A 20,109-nucleotide genomic window follows, 5' to 3' on the forward strand; every position below is an offset into this window, starting at 1 on the left:
AAGGGTAGACGTGTGACGCTAGATAGTCATTGATGAAAAGCCGCCATCAACAACAATGTTTTGACCCGTAACAAACGAGCTAGCTGCGTGTGCCGCGAGGAACACGACAGCGCCCGAGAGTTCTTCAGCGGTTCCGAAGCGAGCCATTGGCGTGTGCGAAATAATCTGACCGCCCCGCTCGGACAAACTGCCGTCCGGTTTATAGAGGAGCGTTTTGTTTTGGTCTGCGGGAAAGAAGCCAGGCGAAATCGCGTTGACACGTATTCCTTGCGTGGCCCATTCTCGAGCTAAAAACTGCGTTAGGTTGATGACGGCTGATTTGGCCGCTGCATAAGCCACTACTCGCGAGAGAGGAATCATCCCGGCCATCGACGCAATGTTGATAATGCTACCACGCTTGCGTTCCACCATGCCCGCTCCAAAAGCTTGGCACGGCAAAAGCGCTCCTCCAACAAGGTTCAGGTCAAAGACGTCTTGCCAAGCAGGCAGTGGAAGCTTGCAAAAGTCGGACCCCGGAGGCAACGTTGCATCAGGTTTGTTACCACCAGCCGCGTTGACGAGTATATCTACCGGACCGAGATGTGATTCAATTGTGCGGCAAGCAGTTTCGAGCGAAGTAAGTTCCAGCGCGTCTGCACTGGCGAAGATTGACTTGCACCCGACCGCTTCAATCGCTGCCACGCGTTTCGCGCCGCGTTCTTCGTTGCGACCAACAACGGCCACTGCAGCCCCCGCATTGGCGAGTGCTTGAGCCATCGCGCCACCTAACTCGCCCGTGCCACCAATAACCACAGCGACGGAGCCTTTTAAGGAGAAGATGTCTTCTGCTGCCATAATATCACCCAACAATGCTCGATCTATCAATAAAAATCCGCCGGTCAAAGGGCCGGCGGAAGGTGGGCACGAAGAAGGTTTAGCCTTCTTCCATCACGTCTGTTTCGCGAGATTTAGCGAGATCACCAACTTCATTCTCGTATTTCTTGGTCAGTTCCTGAATTGACTCTTTTGCTCGATCCCGATCATCTTCGCTGATTGTTTTGTCTTTTTCTTCCGTCTCGACAGCTTTATTGGCATCACGTCGGATGGAACGAATACTGATGCGGGCTTCTTCCGCTAGATCCTTAATGCGCGTGACCAACTTCTTTCGCACATCGGTAGACAATGGCGGAATATTGATGCGAATGATGCGGCCATCATTCTGTGGATTCAGCCCTAGCTCGCTAGCAACGATCGCTTTTTCAATCTCCTTGATCGTACTGGGATCGAAAGGTCGAATCACAAGCTGGCTTGGCTCGGGAGCACCGACCGATGCGAGTTGCTTCAGAGGGCTTTGCGAACCGTACACTGTAACTTTGACTGAGTCGACCAAGCCTGGAGTTGCGCGACCAGTACGGATACCAGATAGATTGTGCTTTAAGACGCTGACTGCCTTTTCCATTCGTTCTTCGGCGTCTATTAAAATGTCTTCTACACTCATGGTCGTAATTCCTAATCTATGACGTTAAAGCACTTTTCGCAGAGCCCGCGTATAACAAACTCGTGACGGGCCATCAGAATTATAGCACGCGATTCTTAACTAGCGTTACCCGTCACGCGCGGACTAATTTTGGTACCTACCGTGTGACCGCTGATTGCTTTGACGATATTTCCATCTTTCTTAAAGTTGAAGACGAGAATCGGCAAATTGTGCGTGCGGCACTGAGCGATCGCGGTTGAGTCCATTACCTTCAGGTTTTTCTCGATGACAGTATCGTAATCGAGTTCGCGATATAGGACTGCGTGTGGATTTTTTTCCGGGTCGTCGCTATAAACGCCGTCCACACGCGTCGCCTTGAGAACGATGTCAGCGTCCAGTTCCAAGCCTCGCTGAGCGGCGGCGGTGTCGGTTGTAACGAATGGACCGCCAGTTCCGGCAGCCAAAATAATGATCCGGCCTTTCTCCAAGTGACGGATAGCGCGACGACGAATAAAGCTTTCCGCCACACCGTCCATTCGTATCGCAGACATCACACGCGTCGTGCAACCAATCGCTTCCAATGCGTCCTGCATCGCCAGTGCATTGATCACTGTTGCGAGCATACCCATGTAATGGGCTGTCGCTTCTTGGATCGCTTCACCGGCCGTCCCTTTAAACTGACCGCCGCGGAGAATATTGCCCCCGCCGACCACCAAAGCGATTTGACAGCCAAGGTCATGGGCGGCTTTGACTTGACGAGCAATCGCGACAACTTCGTCCATATTGATGCCGCGTTGGCCACTATGAGCTAGGCTTTCACCGGAGAGCTTCAGGATAACGCGGTTATAGCGACGTGACGTTGATTCAGTTTCGGGCATATAAACCTATGTCGGCAATGGAAGTTGCAAGCGAATTTGATGAGCAGCCAAAGATCAGCCAATCGTCGTCCATTCAGGGGCTGGTTCAATCGATTCTGCGACAGGCGAACCGCAATCCTTCCGCCCGCTGCCTTCGAAACGACTGATCAATCGAACTGACATGTCTTGATCGCAAAGGATCTGGCAGCTCAATCGTACGCCGCTAACATCGCGGGCAGCAAGAATTTCTTTTTCAGCGACCGTCATTTTCTCTGGCTCGCCGTCAATAAATTCGACTCTACAAGTTGTGCAGCGGGCTTTTCCGCCGCAAGCATGCAGTTGGTCAGTATTGGCTTCTTCTCGCAATGCTGAAACCAAACGTTTCTGAGCTGGGACCTCGAAAGTCCCTACGTTCTCGACTGTTAGTTTTGGCATTTTAGTTTCAATTTCTGCAAAAGACTTGAAAATCAGCACGTCATTTCCCACAAGACGCAACCGCTCTTTATCCAAACGTTGTAGCGACTTCCGCTAGATCGCCAAGTAGATTAAAGCACATTTTAACAGTCGTCTTAGCAGCTATCGTGCTCAGTTTACTGGACTCGTATTCCAACCATCAGAGCTCGACCGATTCCAGCTCGAATTTTCGGCACATTGACTGTGATTTGGTCTCTCGGTTGCTCTTATCTGTAAAGTTCAACATGGAACCGTAAATCCCGAACTGCACAAAGACTGAACGCAATGATCGAAGTGGACGACGTCGTCATCGGTACTGGCCCCGGCGGAAACCACATCGCATTGCAATGTGCTAAGGCAGGACATCGGGTCGCGATTGTCGATCACCGCGAACCCGGAGGGACGTGCGCCTTGCGTGGCTGCAATCCCAAAAAAGTTTTGGCGAATGCAGCTAGGCTCTCGGCTATGACGACCGACGCGAAAGGTACGCTCCTTCAACGCACCGCCCCGATGCAAGATTGGAGCAAGCTGCATGAATACCAGAACGAATTTACGCAGCCGGTGCCAGAACTGCGGCTGCATGACTACAACGAGCATGGCATCCACTACTTTCAGCAACCGATTCGATTCCTGGATTCCCATACGCTCGAATTGAGCGATACCAAGCTGAAGGCCAATCGCATTGTCATCGCAACGGGAGCAATACCAGTTGCGCTTGAGTTTCCCGGCGCTGAAATGTTGTCCGACAGTGAAGATTTCTTAAACTGGAAAGAGTTGCCTGAATCGCTGGTGATTGTGGGCGGAGGGTATATCGGTGTTGAATTCAGTTTTTTCGCTTCTCAAGCTGGCTGTAACGTCACCATCGTCGACCGCACAAGGTTGCTCGACGGCTTTGACCCCGACCTCGTGCAGAAGTGGAGCGATTATGCGACCGGTCCGACGCTGAAGATCATAACCAAAGATGATGTCGCTTTCGTAGAAGAGGTGCATGATGGACTATCAATTCGGCTCGTATCAGGCATAACGCTAACGTGCGATAGAGCAGTCGGCGCAGCGGGGCGACGTCCATCCATTGACAATCTCGGACTAGAGCAAGCAGGCGTCATGTTTACGAAAGACGGCGTCGTCGTGGACGATCAATGCCGAACATCGGCCAAAAACATTTGGGCAGTTGGCGACTGCGCTGCGCATGGAGCTCCTGATTTGACACCAGTGGCGGAAATGCAGGCATCGCTGGTTGCGGACAATTGGTGCAGCAATGGGAGTAGAGTTTTTGACCGTAAAGGTATTGCGCAGACCGTGTTTTGCTACCCGTCGCTGGCAATGATCGGCAAACTGGAAGACGAACTTGTAGAGCAAAGAGTTCCTTACAAGAAGATAAGTGGTGACTTCAGCGAAAAAGGCAGCATCCGAAAACTCGGCAAGCCAATCGCCTCTGGCTACAAATTTCTGCTAGATGCAGGTGGGGAAGTTTTTCTTGGCGCCCACTTGTTAGGCCCTGAAGCCAGCGAACAGATCAACCTTCTTTCGGTCGTAATGCGGCACAATTTAACGCGGACGCAATTCCTCGACACACCGCTTGCTTACCCAACATTCGGCTCCGATTTGAAACGAATGGTGGGCGAAGATTTTGATACTTCGCCACACCCGTAAGACGCAATCAAATACGAACGTTTTATTGAAGATTGAATATCGAGGCTCTATCCAGTACTAACCGCGACATTTCTTCCGAGGTCTTTTGCATGTCTCGGATTTTTAAGCCTTTTGTTTCTGCAAGAACACCACCGCTGGCGACGGCGGATACCGACTTTTTGTTTAGCTTTTTCCAGGCAACGAGCGTATCGATCGTAGAGAGTCGCAGGGCTTTTTGCTGGCGGTTGTCCCAGGTAGCTAAGCCCTTCGGCATTGCCGCTAGTCCACTTTCGGCATCGCGTCGAATCATTTCGGAAATAACCGCGATATCAAATATGTGTCGCAATCGACCATAAACCGGATATTGCTGTTGGAGTTCGACGAAATTCTCGCTGAAACTAGCAGCAAAATCATCCGCGGCTTCGTCGCGTGCGTTCAAATCAAACCTTTCACCCGTAGCATTCATCCACTGCGCTTGAGATAGCACTCGTACAGATGATTGGTCGAGTTTATAGTCGATGCTTTGGCCCTCTTCATTCTCAAGCAATGCAATCGGTGAATCGGCGAGAGCGAACCACCAACGGACCATCGCATTGCTAGGTTGTTGGCGACGCTTTTCCGCTGCATCCCAATAGCTTGTTATGTTCTTGGGAGCTACTGCGAGTTCTAATCCGATACGCTTCATATGCTCGTCTGCAGCCAGCAGTGCAACACCGGTTTGACAACCTTCAGGCAAGTTGATCAAAGTGAGCTTCTGTGGACCAACAGCGTTGCCTAAAAGCTCAGCAAACTTTGCCGGATTACGACTCAGCATCTGAACAGCCGTCGGATCCTGCAGCAGTTTTCCCGCGCCCGCCAGGCCATCGGCCGTAGGATCAATGGTGCACCCAAAAGGCTTCTGGCCCTGCAGCACTTGTGGAGCAATCGTCAGTAAATCTTCTAAAAGAATTGGGGGAAGTCCGGTCGCTTCACTTATCAAATCTCCATTTGAGTTCAGCTTGAAACCTCCCGCAGGACCACCGATGTACCAATGCTTGTCTGAGGGCTCAAAATGCAAATAGTCGATACGCGAGAGCCCTCCAACGATTATGGCTGACGGTTGCGAGAGTAATTTGTGCGCAGCTGGGTCGGCGATAAAACGCGAGATTTCACCTAGAGAAATCCAGCGGAGTTCTTGTGACGCCTGACTCTTGCCAAGCAATTTTGAGAGCTCGTCAGCAGTTTGATCGTTGGCGATAAAACGTGGCTTGGTCGCAGTCGCTGACGGTCGCCGCATAACGCCCTGTGGGTCGACCCAAACACCGCTTGGAAATTGTGTAATGGTATCTTCGCCGGTATCCCAATCGCCAGGAATGGTTGTTTGAATTAAATCGATCAACGTGGTGAAGTCGGCATTTGCTCCGCCACCACCACTGGGATTTGTCCCAACACCGCCTGGTATGCCATTCAATACGGCCGGGCTTGATGTTCCGCTTTGTCCTGATTGGGGAAAAGGTTGCCCAATCGCGAATCCTGCCGTCAAGGTTAGTAACAGAAGTCCGCACCAGAGTTGCGAAACTACGGTGCTGAGCCGCAGGAGTGAGTGGAGTTGACGCATCGCGATCGTTCCTGATTGATAAACCAACGAAGAGAGGTGGCACCGACTGCAAAATTAATTCTTTTGCGAGTTAGTTTCAGTTGGTTATATCGTGCGTGAACGTTGCTGGCAAATTTTTCGAAAAATGGTGAGCTTAATTACCGATTTCGACATCAATCCAAACCAAACGGTGGTCGCTGACTTCCAAAAGGTTGGCTGCATCTTCTGGCAGTTCTGACGACTTTGGCCAGAAAACGCCACACTTGGCGATTTTCAGATCGCGACTAGGTACCACATAGTCACAACGCAGGTTTCCAACGCTGCGATCGTTGAAGTCGGCTGTGTCAGATTTGTGATCGCCTTTGTGATTCAAGTTCGCACCGGCCTGCATTGTCGCCGCTTCAACCGCACCTTGACTTTCGGGCGTTTGAGTATTGTTAACTGACTGTGAGTTTAACAGGGTTTGAACAATATCGTGCGATCCATCACCATCTACGGGATCTGCGTTTTGGTCACCGGCGATAATAAACAACGATCCAGTCGCCAGTCCTCCCTGCTTGCCCTGGTCATCCATGATGTACTCGCTGTCGAACTCGTCGCAGGCGTAGTCACGGATGAGCCGAATCTCGTCATGGTTTCGGCGTCCATTGCGATCTTCCTTGCCGTCGAAAACAGGAGGCGTCGGATGCAGCGTCAAGAAGTGAATCGTTTTGTCTCCGACTTTAATCGGCACATCCCAGTGGCTTTTCGAACTTAGTCGCAATTGTTCCCAGGTCTCTTGAGGGTAGTAAAGTGTTTCATCTGGAAGCTTGGGCTGTTTCGCGTTAGGCATCTTGGACCAACGAAAATTCTGGAACGTACGAATGTTTGCTTCGTCGATGGGAAACCGGCTAACGACCAGCATGCCATATTGACCTGGGTGCGTTCCAAATCCCCACGCATCGTCCGGCGTCCCGGTCTTCGAATCCCGGTTTAAGTCATAGCCAGAATCTACGCCCGTGTTGACAGGTGCATTGTAGTGATACTTCCAAGGTTTTTCGCTATCATGCCCATTCAGGTAGTGGTCAAGAAAAAGAGATGCGTTCTGACCGTCCGCGTAATCGAATTCATTCAGCAGAAAGACATCGGGATTCACTGTGCGAATAATCTTCACTACTTGTGCGGCTTGCTCGCTTCCTTGCTTTAGTTCTTTCGTCAGCTCCCCATGCTCTTTGCGAAAAAGAGATGCGTTGAAAGACGCGAAGCGAATTGCGGTTTCGGAATCGCGTGAGATTTGAAGTGAGGCAATCGGCTCACAATTCAATTTCGCTATGGCAGCGCGATCAACATCGACTTCTTGCGCGGTCGCAAAATTGCTGATCAAGAAAACGAAACTGAATACTCCAAATGACATCGCAGAATTCGTTTTCTTGCACATTACAGTTGCTCGGAGTTGGAGTTGATTTAGACTGTTCTCGCTTCTATTGATCAAAACGCCAACCTACGTTTTAGGCTGGGTTATTCTTCAGCATGTCCTTCGACGAATCCTCCGACGTCGACGGTGCCGTCAAGCGTCTTGAGGAAAGCCACTAAATCGCGGAGTTCTCGGGCGTTCATCGACTTCATCAAATCTGCAGGCATCGAAGAAAGTCCTTCTTTTTGGCCTATAATGTTGTCTTGTTCGACGCGCTCGATCTTGCCTTCCGCATTCATTAGCTCAAGGTATTCGTCCGTATCCGCCCGGACGACGCCCGAAATTATCTTGCCATCTTCGGTTTGGACAATAACTGTTTTGAAGTTGTCGGGGATCTTTGCATTCGGCGCTACTATCGACTCTAACAAGTAATCCGTGGCTCGTTCGGTGCCAATCTTTGTAAGGTTTGGCCCGACTTCGCCGCCTTTGTCCGAAATCTTATGACAGCGGACGCAAGACAACTGAGTTCGTTCGAAAAATAGCTTTTGACCTTTCGCAGGATCTCCGCCCAACTCACTATCGGCATAATATACGACTGGATTGCTCGTGTCCAATCCTTCGCGAGAGTCCTCTATTTGTTTGTAAACTTGACGGATTGCGTCCGACCGGGATCGCCGCGCCGCTTCGAAAACGTTCAGCCGAACTTCCTTCGCTATCGTGTCATCAAGGTAGCCTTTCAAGCCATTAGCAAGAATTGTTTCCGTATTTCCATTGCGAATTTTCCCGATCAGATCCCAAGCCGTTTGTTGCTCAAGCACCGACTCGCTCTGAACAGCCTTTTGCAAGGCAGGCAACGCTTCATCTGGCGATCGCTCTGCGAATAGCTCGAGAGCAACCGAACGCAAACCAGGGTCCGCATCGGTCATCGCAGCGTTCAATATTTGGTCAGCATCGGCAGCACTTGCCCGCATTAAACCCTGAAGGGCGATCACCCGCTGGCTAGAGTCAATGTTTGTGTCGGCGACCATCTTCTTAAAGAGCTCTTGGACCGATTCCAATCCATACTCCGATGCAATCCTTAACGATGCCCGAACAACGTTGTCGTTTGAAGCAATTAAGCTTTCAAGGTTTGCTTCGAGAGCTTTAATTGCAGGCGAAGTATCGCGATCGGGAAGTGGATCAAATCGGTTCATGACCCAATCCGTCTTACCAGGTGAACCCCACTTGCCAAGCATTTCAAGAGCTTCGAGTCGAGTCTCCGTTGCTTGCTCATTATTGGCTGCAATCGATGCGATTCGATTTGCAGCATCTTCACCACCCATGCGATAGTTTGCGTTAAGCACACGTCGCGCTAAAGCAGGCGAGGCGTCTGGTTTCAAGTCAAGCATTGCCAGTTTGGGCAAATGCCGACGCAAAATCTCAGTGTCATGAATCGCCCGTGCTGCTTCGAGCACAACCGCTTCATCATTGTCGTTCAGGAAATAGATAACTCGGCTGTCTTCGCGTTTGCGAAGAGCGACGACTGCTGCCAACCTGACCGCTTGCGACTCATGCTCTCGCAGCGCAACCACACGATTCATATCCGACTGGCCGGTCAATGCCATGATGCCCGCATGTCGCAGAATTGGATCTTTATTGTCATTGGCAGCTAACATCAGGCAGGCGACGTCAATCGAGTCGGCTAGACGAAGGCGGCCAGCGGCAATCGCTGCGGCCGCAGCAACGCGCGGCTGAGCACTTCCGATCGCTTCATTAATGGTAGGACCAATCGATACGTCGCGAGAATCTGCTAAGGCATTGATCGCGGCGACCGCAAGCTCTGCATCGTCACCTTTGACCAATTGCAACAACGCTGTCTTGATGTCGGTAGAGTAACCGTTCTTTCTCGCAATCTGCCACAACCCCCACACCGAATGCAGCCTGGCAAACTGCTCAGCGTCGCTCGATTGAGCTTTGCCAAGAAGCTCCGCAATGGCAGACTTTTCGGCCAACTGCCATTGGGCTTCATTTCGAATTCGACGATCTTGATGCGAAAGCAGATCGAGCAGATCATTGTTAGGATATTGGGAGAAATCGCTGGCAAGGATGCGTTTGACTTCTTTCGCAAGGTCACTGGCGACTTGTTCTTCATTAAAGAAACGATAGATGCGTCCCTTGCCTTCTCCTGTCCAACCATTCACCCAGTCGGACACAAACAACGATCCGTCAGGTGCGAAATCCGCATCGGTTGCAAGGATGTTCCAAATAGGTTGAGAGTCTTCTTTGATCTTGAAAAACGCGCCATCAGCTTCGTTGCGAATCAAGCGAATGCCACTATTAGATGCTTGTCCACGGAAGTCGACAAGTAAAAACGCATTGCGAAATTCGTCGGTAAGTCCAGTGCCAGGATCGAATGTCAAACCCGATGGTCCATCAGAAAAATTAGCAATTGGTGGGACCGTATACGCTGGCGTTTCCTCGCTGTAGGGATACCAAATCTTTTCACGATTAAAGGGACCACGGTCTGGAAAGTACTGGTAGTTCATGCGCCAACCAGTGTCACCTCCAGCTACCACGTAAACCCAACGTGCCTTATCGCCGCTGTCGGAATTGTTATCACCCGTGAACAAGTTTCCGTAATTATCAAACGCTAGCTCCTGAGGATTACGAAGGCCGGTTGCAACTACTTCCAAATTGCTGCCATCGAGTTCGCAACGGAATACTGCACCGCTTTCGGGGTTCGAAAGCGTTCCGTTCTGCGTCTGAACATGGTAGCCGCGGTCACCAATCGAAAAATATAGCCGACCATCGGGACCGATAATCAAACCGTGCATGTCATGGCCGCGGAATGCAACACGCACGCCGAATCCATAGGCCAAGCTCGTTCGTTGATCGGCCACGCCATCGCCATCTTCATCTTCCAACTTCCAAAGATGCGGAATATTCGTGTAGTATGCAGTATTGCCACGCACTAAAACACCCGCGCCTGAACCATCCTCCAAGTTGTTGAAGCGGTCGGCGAAGACAACTACCTCGTCTGCTTTTCCATCTTGGTCCTTATCGACCAACATGCGAATCCGATCATCCTTCTTGATATAGTCGGCCGCTTGCGAGCCCAGTAAACGCTGGTGATATTCGATTCGATCAGCAACTGTCAGTGTTGCAAGGTCGGCCTTTAGCCATTCGTCGTCGTGGGATCGATTGTCGGTAACGCCATCGCTCTGGCGAAACGATTCGCAAGTGAAAACGCGGCCTTGATTATCAATGGCGAACACAACTGGATTCGCAACGTCTGGCTCAGCGGCAAACACCGTGCACTCTAGATCCGCTGGTTTGCGAAAAGTTCCAATCTGATCCTGTGCGTCGCTCGATGCCTCGGCAACCTGCGGCGTCTCTGGGGCTCGCGGCTCAACGATCTCGGCTGCATTTGAAAGGCTGGCAATTGTGCATACGGTCGTGGAAACGATAGCCAGAGACCAAAAATGCGGACGGACACGAAATTTCATGGGATTTTCTATAGCTCTAGAGGTGGGATTCCTAGTCGGTTAAACGTGGAAGCTCGTAAAAGCGGCAGGCATTATCTTAGTTAGATTATAAAGAACCGCCAATTGCTAAGTTCGCACCAGTTTCGAGCTTAGTTCGAGCATCAGCGGCAAGTCACTTCACATCACCTATTTGAGCGATTCGTGATAAATCCTGGCGTAAGCCGCACGAGCAAAGTCATAGGCTTCCTTTGCTGCATTCAATTCCTCTTGACGAATCTGACCACGCTTCTGATTCCAGCAAGCATCGACGGCATCGCGGCACCATTGGGCGCTCTCGGCATTAGCGCGGATCGGTTTGCCGTCGACAATGGCAAAGACAGGGTTCGTATGCATCGTCGGAAAAACGCGAACTGCGATCCACGATGACTGGTCGATCTGGCAATCAAATTCTACGTCGTGCAGCATCCCGTCGGCTTCAATCTCTGTCCGCGCGGCAACCTCGCCGTTGACGATCAATTCCACTGGCACTTTGCGAGTCGACTCGATTCTCGCGCGTTCGATATGCCAGTAAGGTTTTTCGTCCAAACGTCGGGAAGCTATAGATCGCCCAACTTGGTCTTGCTCAGGTGGCAACATTGCTGCAATCGTACATCGAACCGGAAGAAGCGATGGTTGTTTAAGATCAACCTGGCTTGGTTCGAGGTTCGCACCGGTGTAACCAAGTGCAAGATCGCCAACTGTGAACTTAGTGATGTGACACGACCCATCGCCGACGTAACTGCTGCCGTCCTTTAAACCCAGAGCCCAGTCAAGGTACGTTAGGTCGTTGGCCTCCTTGACGTCGGGAATATTCACATAGCTGCGTCCAAGCCCGACTCGTTCACCGTAAATGCAGGGGAAATCGGTTTCTCCGCTGATTCGTGTTCGAAAACCGCAATTCAGTGTGTGATACCAAATGTTAAGCTCCCAGATCGCCGGCGTATCAACAGCGCTGATAAAGTCACAAGCGTCATGAGCAACCGTCACTATGTACTCGTTGGCTCCAATTCCATCAAAAGGTGGCATCGCAAAGTCAGGCAATTTGTCTGCCGCACGTCCCGCTGCAGGATTGCCCGATCCACCCCACGTTTGCGGCATTGCGCCACGCGATCCGTCGGGCAGATAATCTGGAAGCGCAAGTCCCCAACCGCTGTGAGAATATCCGACTACGCCATCCTGCTCCTTGCCCCACTTCAATACCGGCAACGTCCAGGAAGGCCATTCCTCGATATTTTTGGTCCCGGGATAATCGTCTTCAGTCAAATTGATTAAGCACAAATGACCAGCGTGGGAAGAAGGAAACCCGCTCACTTCTACATCATAGCGCATCAAGTTCCACGGCGTTGAAAGCTTGGAAACACGTCCATCAAAGAACTGCTTTTGAGCGTACCAGCAAGGTCCCCAGCTCAGTACACATCCAATGTTAAGGTCTTCGCCGACAAGATGCCGCACCATATCGGTTGGCGTCACTCCTTCCGACGGGTTCTCGTAGTGCGCACAACCCGCGGCATGTACATGATGGTCGCCCGAAAACCAACCATGACGAGCCATATGAATCCATCGCTTTAGCTGGATTGTCACAGGCATTGCTGTTTGAACTGCGTCGGAACGTATGTCTTTCGGCGTATCTATCGCTATCGAAAGTCGTGTTACTTCGTACTCCGGTCCACGATAAGCATCAATGGTATATTCGCCCGGAGGCAGCTCAATCGATTCTCCGCTCGAACGGTAAACTTGCTCATGGAAAAAGAAATCCGGCGCCAGTCGTCGCGACGGGTTTGGATAAACTCGCCCAAAGGAATCTCGCACGACAAGTGAACATGTCGTCGGTTCGCCGTCGTGATCAAGTATCGTCAAGGGAACCGTAATAGCAGGACGGCATTCAAACAGAATCGGTAGTTCACTTCGAAAGCCCAGGTCCTGTGTGCCTTGGCCAACGTGCATCGAAAGAGTCGCTTCCCGTGGCCCTGCATCCCTGGCATACAACTGGATGATGCGATACTCGCACGTCAGGCCGCTTAAGGTTGCTGTCATCGGTTGACTATCGAGGCTCTTAATATCCAGCCATCGCCGATCGGCTTCTGCAGGAGTAATGTCAATCGAAGGTTTCGCCGAAGATCGACTTTGACGAAACATCGGTGCCGCCTGCGGAGACAAACAAACCAGCGGCGCAGTCACGCCAGCTTCGTTGTGGACTTTTACTAACACATTAGTCCACCCGTGCTGGTCGAGAGTCGATGGACGTGGACCTCGATCGACCTTTACTCGACTTTCGGGGTTGATGGAAACGACTGCAAGGCAGAGTGGGTCGAGCAACCTTTGGTAAGCTGATACGACGTGCTCATCGTCTTTGCTGGCTCGAAGATCCGCGATGGATTGCAACGTTTCTGACGGAAGAGGGCTGCCTGCCATCTGCAAGGCATCCACTAATCGCTGGACGGATGCTTCGAACGGTTGCCGAGCCACGTCGGCAATGATCGCATGTGAGGCAACGTGCGGTTCGTTCTGGGCTTGAGCCAAGCTTGGGAGTAACGCTGGCGTGAGCAAGAGAACTGCTAGGACTAGATATATGTGCGCCGCACAGTAACAACGGTGAATTGTAGAGTTACTTCTCGGTTCTGATGGTATCATTGGAAGACCTCGAGGCATCATTCGGGTAGGACTGGGGGCGGGCATTGCGACGTTCCATCATACCGATTTGGGCGACTGCAATGGCGTGGATACGATTCGCCGCAAACTTCATTGGAGGGCGGCAGGTTAGGTTCGCGAAAGAATAAGTGCCGTTTTCCGCGAGACAACGGTCAGTTTTCGTTAGGATTTCGCCAGTGAAGCGGCTTGAAATGGTCCAAAATGTTAAAATTGGCATTCATTATGTTGGCCAGAAACTGATATCGCCGCGTATACTTACAAAGGTTTATGATCCGCAGTTGCCGCAGCATGCCGTGTGCGAATCTTGGTCGTCAGGCTGCAGCAGTTTGATAGGGAAAGGAATGCAAGCTTTGAAGTCGTCCTTCCAATTCATTATATTTGTCGTCGCCCTGCTGGGATTTCAGCCCAGCTTGAAGGCCGCAGACAGTTTGCCAATCGACAGCGAACAGCGGATTTTGGCCGAGCAGTTCGGGAAACTTGAGGAACTCTTCATCCGACTTGCCGAATTGGAAGGCAGTGCGAATCCGACCAGAGCCAACTTATTGCAGCAAGCCGCTCAGTTGAGCAAACAGTTGTCGACCCAGCAGCGACTCGCTATCGCCGTTGATTATTTGAATAAAGGCCAGTTCACCCGCGCACTCCAAGAGCAAGAAGCCGCTCGAGATAATCTTCGGAAGCTGCTGGAACTCTTGCAACGAGAGAATCGTTCCGAAAGATTACGCGACGATCGCAAGCGGGTCGAAGAACTGATCAAAGAAGTGCAACGCATCAGCCGCCTGCAGCGATCCTTACGCGGCCGCACCGAAGCAGGCCAAAAAGAGTCAGAATCCTCCGAAGAGCAAAAGAGCTTGGAAGCTCAAACAGGCGAACTCTCTTCGAACTTGGAGGAAGTCAACAAAGCCAACGAACCTCAGACCGAATCCGACTCTGCTCAGGAACAGTCGCCAACGGAACCTAATAGCCAGGACGCGAACGCAAACGAATCGGATGGCAAAAAAACCGATGGTCAGAAGTCAGATGGCGAAAAGAGTTCCGACAAAAAGCCAGACGATTCTGATGCAGAAAAGTCGGACGCTGAGAACGAATCGAAACCTTCTGATAGTGCATCGGACGGAAAGAAGTCGGATGCTGAGTCGAAAGAGTCAAAAGAATCGGACATGAAAGAAGGTAGCAAGAGCGGCGAGAGCGGCGAGAAATCTCCCCAGCCTGAATCTCCAAAATCCGAGTCGCCTCCATCGGACTCTCCTAGCCAGGGCTCTGAAGGCCAAAAGTCGGAAAGCCAGCCATCTGAAGGCCAAGCTCCACAGCAAGGCCAGCAGCAGGGTGAAAAGTCAGATAGCGATTCGAAGCAGCAGCCTCAACCGCAGAATCAAGAACAGCGAGCGCAGCAGCGAGTTCAGCAAGCTCAGAAACGCATGCAGAAAGCTGTCGAGGAGCTGCAAAAACAACAACGCAAAGAAGCTGTTGAGGAGCAAAAGGCTGCAGAACAAGAGCTTGCGCAAGCAGTCGAAGAATTGGAGCGATTCCTCAAGCAGATGCGAGAAGAAGAGATCGAGCGTTCACTTGCGGACTTGGAATCACGTTTTCGTCGAATGCTCACAATGCAAACGCAGATCGTAAAAGACACCGAAAAATACTCGCATGCCGAGGGTGGTATCGACGCCCGCCAACTTGAATTGCAAGCGATCAAACTTGCCATTGAAGAACGTAAGGTATTGATCGAAGGCCAACGCGCGATGTTGCTGCTGGAAGAAGAAGGCAGCTCGATGGCCTTTCCGGAAGCGGTTGAACAAATTAATAGCGATTTGGCGATCGTCATCGAAATGTTCAACAATTCACGGATCGACAAGGCCAACGTCGATTTGCAGCAGCAGGTCATCTCGACGTTAGAAGAGCTAATCGAATCGTTGACGGCGACTCAAAAGGAAAACGAAAAGAAGAAGAAAGAAAAAGAGCAGCAGCAATCGTCTGGCGGCTCACCTCCACCACAACAAGACCAAGCTCTTGTCGACGCATTGGCGGAATTGCGGCTGATTCGAACGTTGCAGATGCGAATTAACAAACGCACGCTCTCATTGGCAGAACAAGCAAACAAAGTAGACGACCCGTTCGGTTACGTCGAGGATCCATTGCTGAGCCGACAGGTACGAGAGCTGGCCGAACGGCAGTCGCGCATCGAGAACGTTATGCGACAGATTATTCTGGAAGCAGCTCGAAAGTAGCGAATACAAGCCTTCTAAATCGCGTGAGAATTTTTCAATAAGTTAGCAAAGTTAAATCGATGACCTTTACTTTCCATCGTTGGTCGTTTCGCGTTTCTCAGTTCTTCGCCACCGTGCTGTTCTCAAGTATTTCGGTGACGGGATTTTGCGACAGCGGTTTGGAGAAGAAGGCGACTTGGGGGTGGCCAACTGCGCCTCAACTGGAAAATGCCTTCCAGTCTCATCTGGAGCGGTACAACGAACAATCCAATGATCCCTTTGCGCAAAAGGAGAATTTGATTCGCGATTGGAATGATGCCGCCAGTAGTCTCAAGGGACCTCAACTTCTTGATAGTTGGTTGCGTTTGATCAGCCCAGCGAACCCAAACCTCAAAGAGCTATTGAGCGGATTGATTTCGGCGAATCGCGCGGCAGGCGCCGCGGAAGTGCTTAGCGAGTTTCAGTCGATCTCAGCTAGTCTGCAGCCTTACATCGAACAAAACTTGAGATTGGCCGTCGGTCGTCATCTGGCTCAGAACCAGTTGTATGACGAAGCACTCGATGTCCTAGAATCAGTTGAAGTGGATGAGGTCATTGATCCATCGACGCTCCTTTTCTACCGCGCCGTCGCTTTCCACAATATTCTTCGGCGCGACGAATGCTTGGCATCAATCGATCAACTCCTGCAACGTGAAAGTGAATTGGTAAGTCGCTATGCAGTTCTCTCTAAACTGATGCGAGCAGATATCCAGCCGATGGAAGAAGATTCGCTTGATGAAATCGCAAGGCTAATGAACGATGTCAAGCGGCGTTTGGACTTGGAACGTAGCGGCAAGATCGTGCGCGATCAAGAAGATACAATCATCGAAAAGCTCGACAAGAAGATCGATGAAATCGAAGATCAGTTGCAGCAAATGCAGCAACAGCAGTCACAGGCACAGCAACAAGAATCGAACCCGAATTCTCAACCGATGAAAGAATCGCAAGCCGCTGGAGGTAGTGGCCCTGGCGATGTCGAAAAGAAGAACATCGGAAAGTCTTCGGGATGGGGCGACCTGCCGCCTGCGGAGCGACAAGAAGCGTTACAGAATATGACACAGGATCTGCCGTCACACTACCGTGAGATTATCGAGGCTTACTTCAAACGTCTCGCCAGCGAATCTCAGTAGTGCTTCAAACCATCCGCTACTCATGCATAAGCACTCGGTAACTGCCTGAGATAGTTGACTTGCGGTTGATTCCTTATCTTTGAAGCTTCCACAGTAGTTCCTACTGATCTCGCAATTTTGTGAACGTAAGTGAACTCTCCATCGAGGCTTCCGAAACAGTCAACCTGGATAGAAGAATGCCAGATGGCACCGTCAATCAAGTAGCTATTCAATTGGTTGCCCCAGAGGATTGCGTCTGCACTTTTTATCCATTGCACCTTCATTGTCTTGCTGCGTTTCGGCTACAAAGTAGCGGCATGCCCTAGCCTGGAGTGGAGCTGAGGCACGAAGTGGAATCTCAACATGTGATCGAATTGGCAAGAGAATAAGGGCAGCAGAATAAATCGCTACACCTGGGGACACGCCAGTTGTGTCCTCATGCAGGTCCACTTGGAGTCGCGAAGCCACCGCTTCGGCAATCAAGAAGTTCCATACCCTGGTTGCAAACCCAGTAGTTGTGCCTGCGAAGGTTCAATTACGACAGGAAAATTAGTCGAAAAAAATTGAGATTCGAGTAATCATTCACGATGAAATTTTCCTGTCGTTAAATTTTTCTGTCGCCTAGGCTACATCCCAATCCGCGTTTCGATGGTTGCGGCGTGCTGTCCCATGGTAACGCAGTCGAACTTCTTTGACATCCAGCCGAGCATCTCGTGGGCAAGCTCGCATTTGGTTGCCGTCGTTGACCTCATGGCTGGGAAGAACCCTAAGTCTTTTTCGTCGTCACAGCCCCAAAAGTCGAGCGGATGGAGCAGAAGGGAAGGTTCTACGCGATTGATCTGGCACCAACGCATGGAGTTGCAAAAGTAAGTCTTTGCCAACAGACGTGACTTCTCCGCCAGAAACATGACGTAGCTTAAGTGGATCGGTACTTTGAACCATGGCATTGTCGTAACAGGAATTTCCAACAAAGGCGCCGCTTGCCCATGCCAGCGATAAGGTCGCAATCTTTGAAAGCCTTGTGTCGCCGATCCAAACAAGAGCTTGCGCTTTTCTTTGTCTTGCTTGTTAAGTCGTGCGTGAAAAAAGTAGTAAGCTCTAGCAACAGGTCCTAGGAAAGTAGGAAACGTCGAGGCGTCGTACTTGTAGCCTCGCTCGCGGAGAACTTCGAGCAGCGTCGGAGAATAGCTAAAACCTGGCCCACGAAACCCAACAGTGTGTTGACCGGTGATCTCCTTCAAAGCCTCTTCCGTTTGACTCAGTTCTGCATGAATCTCTTCCGGCGTGTACAAGTGCAACCAAGGTTCATGTTGGAACGAATGGTTGCCAATTTCATGCCCAGCATCGCTGATAGACTTGATTGCCGTATGATTAACGGGCAACGATGCGTCTTTACCAACGATGAAGAAGGTAATTGTGAGGCCGACGTTCTCTAACAAATCCAAAACGCGAGGCACCATATTGGGAAGATAGGTGGGGAATGTTTCCCAGCCTTCGTCACCATGCGTTTTTAGATAAGACCACTTGTTGTCAAGATCGAGCGAAAGACTTGCCAGCATACGTTAGCTTTCCACTTCCTCGACGATTTGGCCTACAATTTTGTACTGCCGCGCGCAAGCCTTACATATGTATTGAGCTGAGTTCGATTCGATAGCGGCGAAGTTCGCGACAATTTGCCCACAGCGGCAAACTGCGCCGACACTACGGGCGGGCGTTCCGTACACGAGGTGAAAGTCGGGTACGCTGCTGGTCACGACTGAGCCCATACCGATCATAGCCCAACGCCCGATTGTTAAATCACAGCCAATGATGCAACCAGCGCCGATTGTCGCTCCGGATCGAACCAAGGTCGGCAACGTGTGCTCGTCAGGTTCGCTGGAGGCTAGTTGCGTTAGGTCGGCACTCGCCGCGCGCGGAAAGCGATCATTGGTGAAGATGACGCCAGCGGCTATCATCACGCCATCTTCCAGCTCAACTCCATTGCAGAGGTAGGCCGCCGAATTGATCTTGCAACGATTGCCAATCTTTACGCCATAGGCGATGGTCGATTTGCCGCCGATGATGCATTGTTCGCCGACAACGACATCGTGTCGAATATGAACGTTGTCCCAAACGGATGATCCATCACCGATGACTACATTCTGTTCAACAATTGCCGTCGGATGGATCCGGATGCTCATGGACGGGCAATAGAAGGAGTAGACGCTTCAAAACGGGAATCGATCCAGTCATGACGTTTGATTGACCAGTAAGCCGCTTCGATTGCGTTTACCGAAGCAAGTGCGTCTTCAACGGTGATGCGAAGTGGTTCGGTACCATTGATCGCGCCGATGAAGTTTCGCAGTTGATTTGCGAACGACGAATGCTTGTCGTACCCTGTCCCAAAAATAGTCCAGTCCGAATCTGACGCGCGGCGATACTTGGATTCTTTCCATCCGACAAGCGCTGTTCCGCTCGTACCGTAGACACTGACAAACCATGGCGTCTGCTTGTTCAAACTCCATGACAAGTCGATAGCTGCGAGTGTGCCAGATTGCGTCATGGCGTTGATGCGTACAGTATCTTCGACAGCTAGATTCTGAGCGTTCTTGCCTTCAATCGCTTGAATCTTCACGATCGGACCGAGCAAGTAGCGAACGATATCGACCGAGTGTGTACCGTTATCGATAAGGACGCCACCACCGCTCATCGCAACCTGGCTGTTCCAACGCTTGCTCATATCGACGAAACCAGCGAACGTGTTTTCGAAGAGGACGATGTCGCCCAAAACACCTGATTCGATCAATTGTTTTACGTAGACTAGGTCGTCGACGAAACGAAACTTGGAAGCCATCGTCAGGATGCAGTTATTTTGATCGGCTGTCTCGATCATTTCCGTGCAAGACTTGCGATCGATCGCCATCGGCTTTTCACATAGCACATGAATACCGCTCGTGAGCAACAGCTTGCATATCTCTGGGTGCGTCGATGGTGGAGTGCACACGATTGCTGCATCGATTTGTTCGCTAGCGAGCATCGCCTCGACGCTCGTAAACGCTTGGCAATGGTGGGCTTCCGCCACCGCTTTCGCCGTCTCCTCGCGGACGTCGACGACCGCGACCAATTTTGCTTGGGGAACCAAGTCGAACACTTGCAGGTGCGTCTGCGCGATACCGCCCGCGCCAATCAGTGCTATTTTCGTTGCCATGTTGTTCACCTCAGGATGCATATTCACAGTTGCTTTCAGTCACGTAGATTGTTG

At 51.1% G+C, this 20,109-nt stretch carries 14 protein-coding genes; 3 read left to right on the top strand and 11 right to left on the bottom strand.

Features of this window, described 5'->3' with window-relative positions; all coding sequences use genetic code 11:
- Nucleotides 1–18: 18 nt before the first annotated feature.
- The 4 genes from SH451x_RS04600 to SH451x_RS04615 all read right to left on the bottom strand — a co-directional run bounded on the left by SH451x_RS04600 (nucleotide 19) and on the right by SH451x_RS04615 (nucleotide 2,748).
- Entirely contained in the window at nucleotides 19–834 is an 816-nt protein-coding gene (locus SH451x_RS04600) for an SDR family oxidoreductase (protein ID WP_479361263.1), read from the bottom strand.
- A 79-nt stretch (nucleotides 835–913) separates the two neighbouring features.
- A complete protein-coding gene (gene frr, locus SH451x_RS04605; protein ID WP_479361264.1) occupies nucleotides 914–1,477 on the bottom strand; it encodes a ribosome recycling factor in 564 nt (187 codons plus the stop codon).
- Nucleotides 1,478–1,572: 95 nt separating this feature from the next.
- On the bottom strand, nucleotides 1,573–2,334 hold the full coding sequence (gene pyrH / locus SH451x_RS04610) for a UMP kinase (protein ID WP_479361265.1): 762 nt from the start codon (nucleotides 2,332–2,334) through the stop codon (nucleotides 1,573–1,575).
- Between the two features lie 54 nt (nucleotides 2,335–2,388).
- Nucleotides 2,389–2,748, bottom strand: coding sequence for a 2Fe-2S iron-sulfur cluster-binding protein (locus SH451x_RS04615; RefSeq protein ID WP_479361266.1), 360 nt, complete (start codon nucleotides 2,746–2,748; stop codon nucleotides 2,389–2,391).
- Nucleotides 2,749–3,051: 303 nt separating this feature from the next.
- Here SH451x_RS04615 and SH451x_RS04620 point away from each other — a divergent pair, with 303 nt between their 5' ends.
- The gene (locus SH451x_RS04620) at nucleotides 3,052–4,419 is read left to right on the top strand and encodes a dihydrolipoyl dehydrogenase family protein (RefSeq protein WP_479361267.1); all 1,368 of its coding nucleotides are present in this window, start codon (nucleotides 3,052–3,054) and stop codon (nucleotides 4,417–4,419) included.
- Nucleotides 4,420–4,441: 22 nt separating this feature from the next.
- Here SH451x_RS04620 and SH451x_RS04625 read toward each other — a convergent pair whose 3' ends face one another.
- From SH451x_RS04625 to SH451x_RS04640, 4 genes are all read right to left on the bottom strand, one after another.
- Entirely contained in the window at nucleotides 4,442–5,995 is a 1,554-nt protein-coding gene (locus tag SH451x_RS04625; RefSeq protein ID WP_479361268.1) for a DUF1598 domain-containing protein, read from the bottom strand.
- 133 nt (nucleotides 5,996–6,128) lie between these two features.
- The gene (locus SH451x_RS04630; RefSeq protein ID WP_479361270.1) at nucleotides 6,129–7,367 is read right to left on the bottom strand and encodes an endonuclease/exonuclease/phosphatase family protein; all 1,239 of its coding nucleotides are present in this window, start codon (nucleotides 7,365–7,367) and stop codon (nucleotides 6,129–6,131) included.
- Between the two features lie 104 nt (nucleotides 7,368–7,471).
- On the bottom strand, nucleotides 7,472–10,852 hold the full coding sequence (locus SH451x_RS04635; RefSeq protein ID WP_479361271.1) for a PVC-type heme-binding CxxCH protein: 3,381 nt from the start codon (nucleotides 10,850–10,852) through the stop codon (nucleotides 7,472–7,474).
- Nucleotides 10,853–11,017: 165 nt separating this feature from the next.
- On the bottom strand, nucleotides 11,018–13,501 hold the full coding sequence (locus tag SH451x_RS04640) for a CehA/McbA family metallohydrolase (protein ID WP_479361272.1): 2,484 nt from the start codon (nucleotides 13,499–13,501) through the stop codon (nucleotides 11,018–11,020).
- 194 nt (nucleotides 13,502–13,695) lie between these two features.
- Between SH451x_RS04640 and SH451x_RS04645 the strand changes: the two genes are divergently transcribed.
- Both SH451x_RS04645 and SH451x_RS04650 read left to right on the top strand, forming a co-directional pair.
- Nucleotides 13,696–15,741, top strand: coding sequence for a hypothetical protein (locus tag SH451x_RS04645; protein WP_479361273.1), 2,046 nt, complete (start codon nucleotides 13,696–13,698; stop codon nucleotides 15,739–15,741).
- Nucleotides 15,742–15,800: 59 nt separating this feature from the next.
- Nucleotides 15,801–16,889, top strand: a complete 1,089-nt coding sequence (locus tag SH451x_RS04650; RefSeq protein WP_479361274.1) for a hypothetical protein — start codon at nucleotides 15,801–15,803, stop codon at nucleotides 16,887–16,889.
- Nucleotides 16,890–17,494: 605 nt separating this feature from the next.
- On the opposite strand, the gene SH451x_RS04655 is transcribed toward SH451x_RS04650, so the two are convergent.
- From SH451x_RS04655 to SH451x_RS04665, 3 genes are read right to left on the bottom strand one after another with little or no spacing between them, the layout of a single operon-like run.
- Entirely contained in the window at nucleotides 17,495–18,427 is a 933-nt protein-coding gene (locus SH451x_RS04655) for a polysaccharide deacetylase family protein (protein WP_479361275.1), read from the bottom strand.
- A 3-nt stretch (nucleotides 18,428–18,430) separates the two neighbouring features.
- Nucleotides 18,431–19,048, bottom strand: coding sequence for an acyltransferase (locus tag SH451x_RS04660; RefSeq protein WP_479361276.1), 618 nt, complete (start codon nucleotides 19,046–19,048; stop codon nucleotides 18,431–18,433).
- On the bottom strand, nucleotides 19,045–20,055 hold the full coding sequence (locus SH451x_RS04665; protein ID WP_479361277.1) for a Gfo/Idh/MocA family protein: 1,011 nt from the start codon (nucleotides 20,053–20,055) through the stop codon (nucleotides 19,045–19,047). The genes SH451x_RS04660 and SH451x_RS04665 overlap by 4 nt, the downstream gene beginning before the upstream one ends.
- Nucleotides 20,056–20,109: the final 54 nt, after the last annotated feature.

The sequence above is a fragment of the Njordella aestuarii genome (genome assembly GCF_056494165.1).

Coding starts and splice junctions, on each gene's coding strand:
- pyrH (WP_479361265.1), bottom strand. CDS start 2,334: ATGCCCGAAACTGAATCAACGTCACGTCGCTATAACCGCGTTATCCTG.
- frr (WP_479361264.1), bottom strand. CDS start 1,477: ATGAGTGTAGAAGACATTTTAATAGACGCCGAAGAACGAATGGAAAAG.
- SH451x_RS04655 (WP_479361275.1), bottom strand. CDS start 18,427: ATGCTGGCAAGTCTTTCGCTCGATCTTGACAACAAGTGGTCTTATCTA.
- SH451x_RS04625 (WP_479361268.1), bottom strand. CDS start 5,995: ATGCGTCAACTCCACTCACTCCTGCGGCTCAGCACCGTAGTTTCGCAA.
- SH451x_RS04650 (WP_479361274.1), top strand. CDS start 15,801: ATGACCTTTACTTTCCATCGTTGGTCGTTTCGCGTTTCTCAGTTCTTC.
- SH451x_RS04665 (WP_479361277.1), bottom strand. CDS start 20,055: ATGGCAACGAAAATAGCACTGATTGGCGCGGGCGGTATCGCGCAGACG.
- SH451x_RS04630 (WP_479361270.1), bottom strand. CDS start 7,367: ATGTCATTTGGAGTATTCAGTTTCGTTTTCTTGATCAGCAATTTTGCG.
- SH451x_RS04600 (WP_479361263.1), bottom strand. CDS start 834: ATGGCAGCAGAAGACATCTTCTCCTTAAAAGGCTCCGTCGCTGTGGTT.
- SH451x_RS04660 (WP_479361276.1), bottom strand. CDS start 19,048: ATGAGCATCCGGATCCATCCGACGGCAATTGTTGAACAGAATGTAGTC.
- SH451x_RS04615 (WP_479361266.1), bottom strand. CDS start 2,748: ATGCCAAAACTAACAGTCGAGAACGTAGGGACTTTCGAGGTCCCAGCT.
- SH451x_RS04635 (WP_479361271.1), bottom strand. CDS start 10,852: ATGAAATTTCGTGTCCGTCCGCATTTTTGGTCTCTGGCTATCGTTTCC.
- SH451x_RS04620 (WP_479361267.1), top strand. CDS start 3,052: ATGATCGAAGTGGACGACGTCGTCATCGGTACTGGCCCCGGCGGAAAC.
- SH451x_RS04640 (WP_479361272.1), bottom strand. CDS start 13,501: ATGATACCATCAGAACCGAGAAGTAACTCTACAATTCACCGTTGTTAC.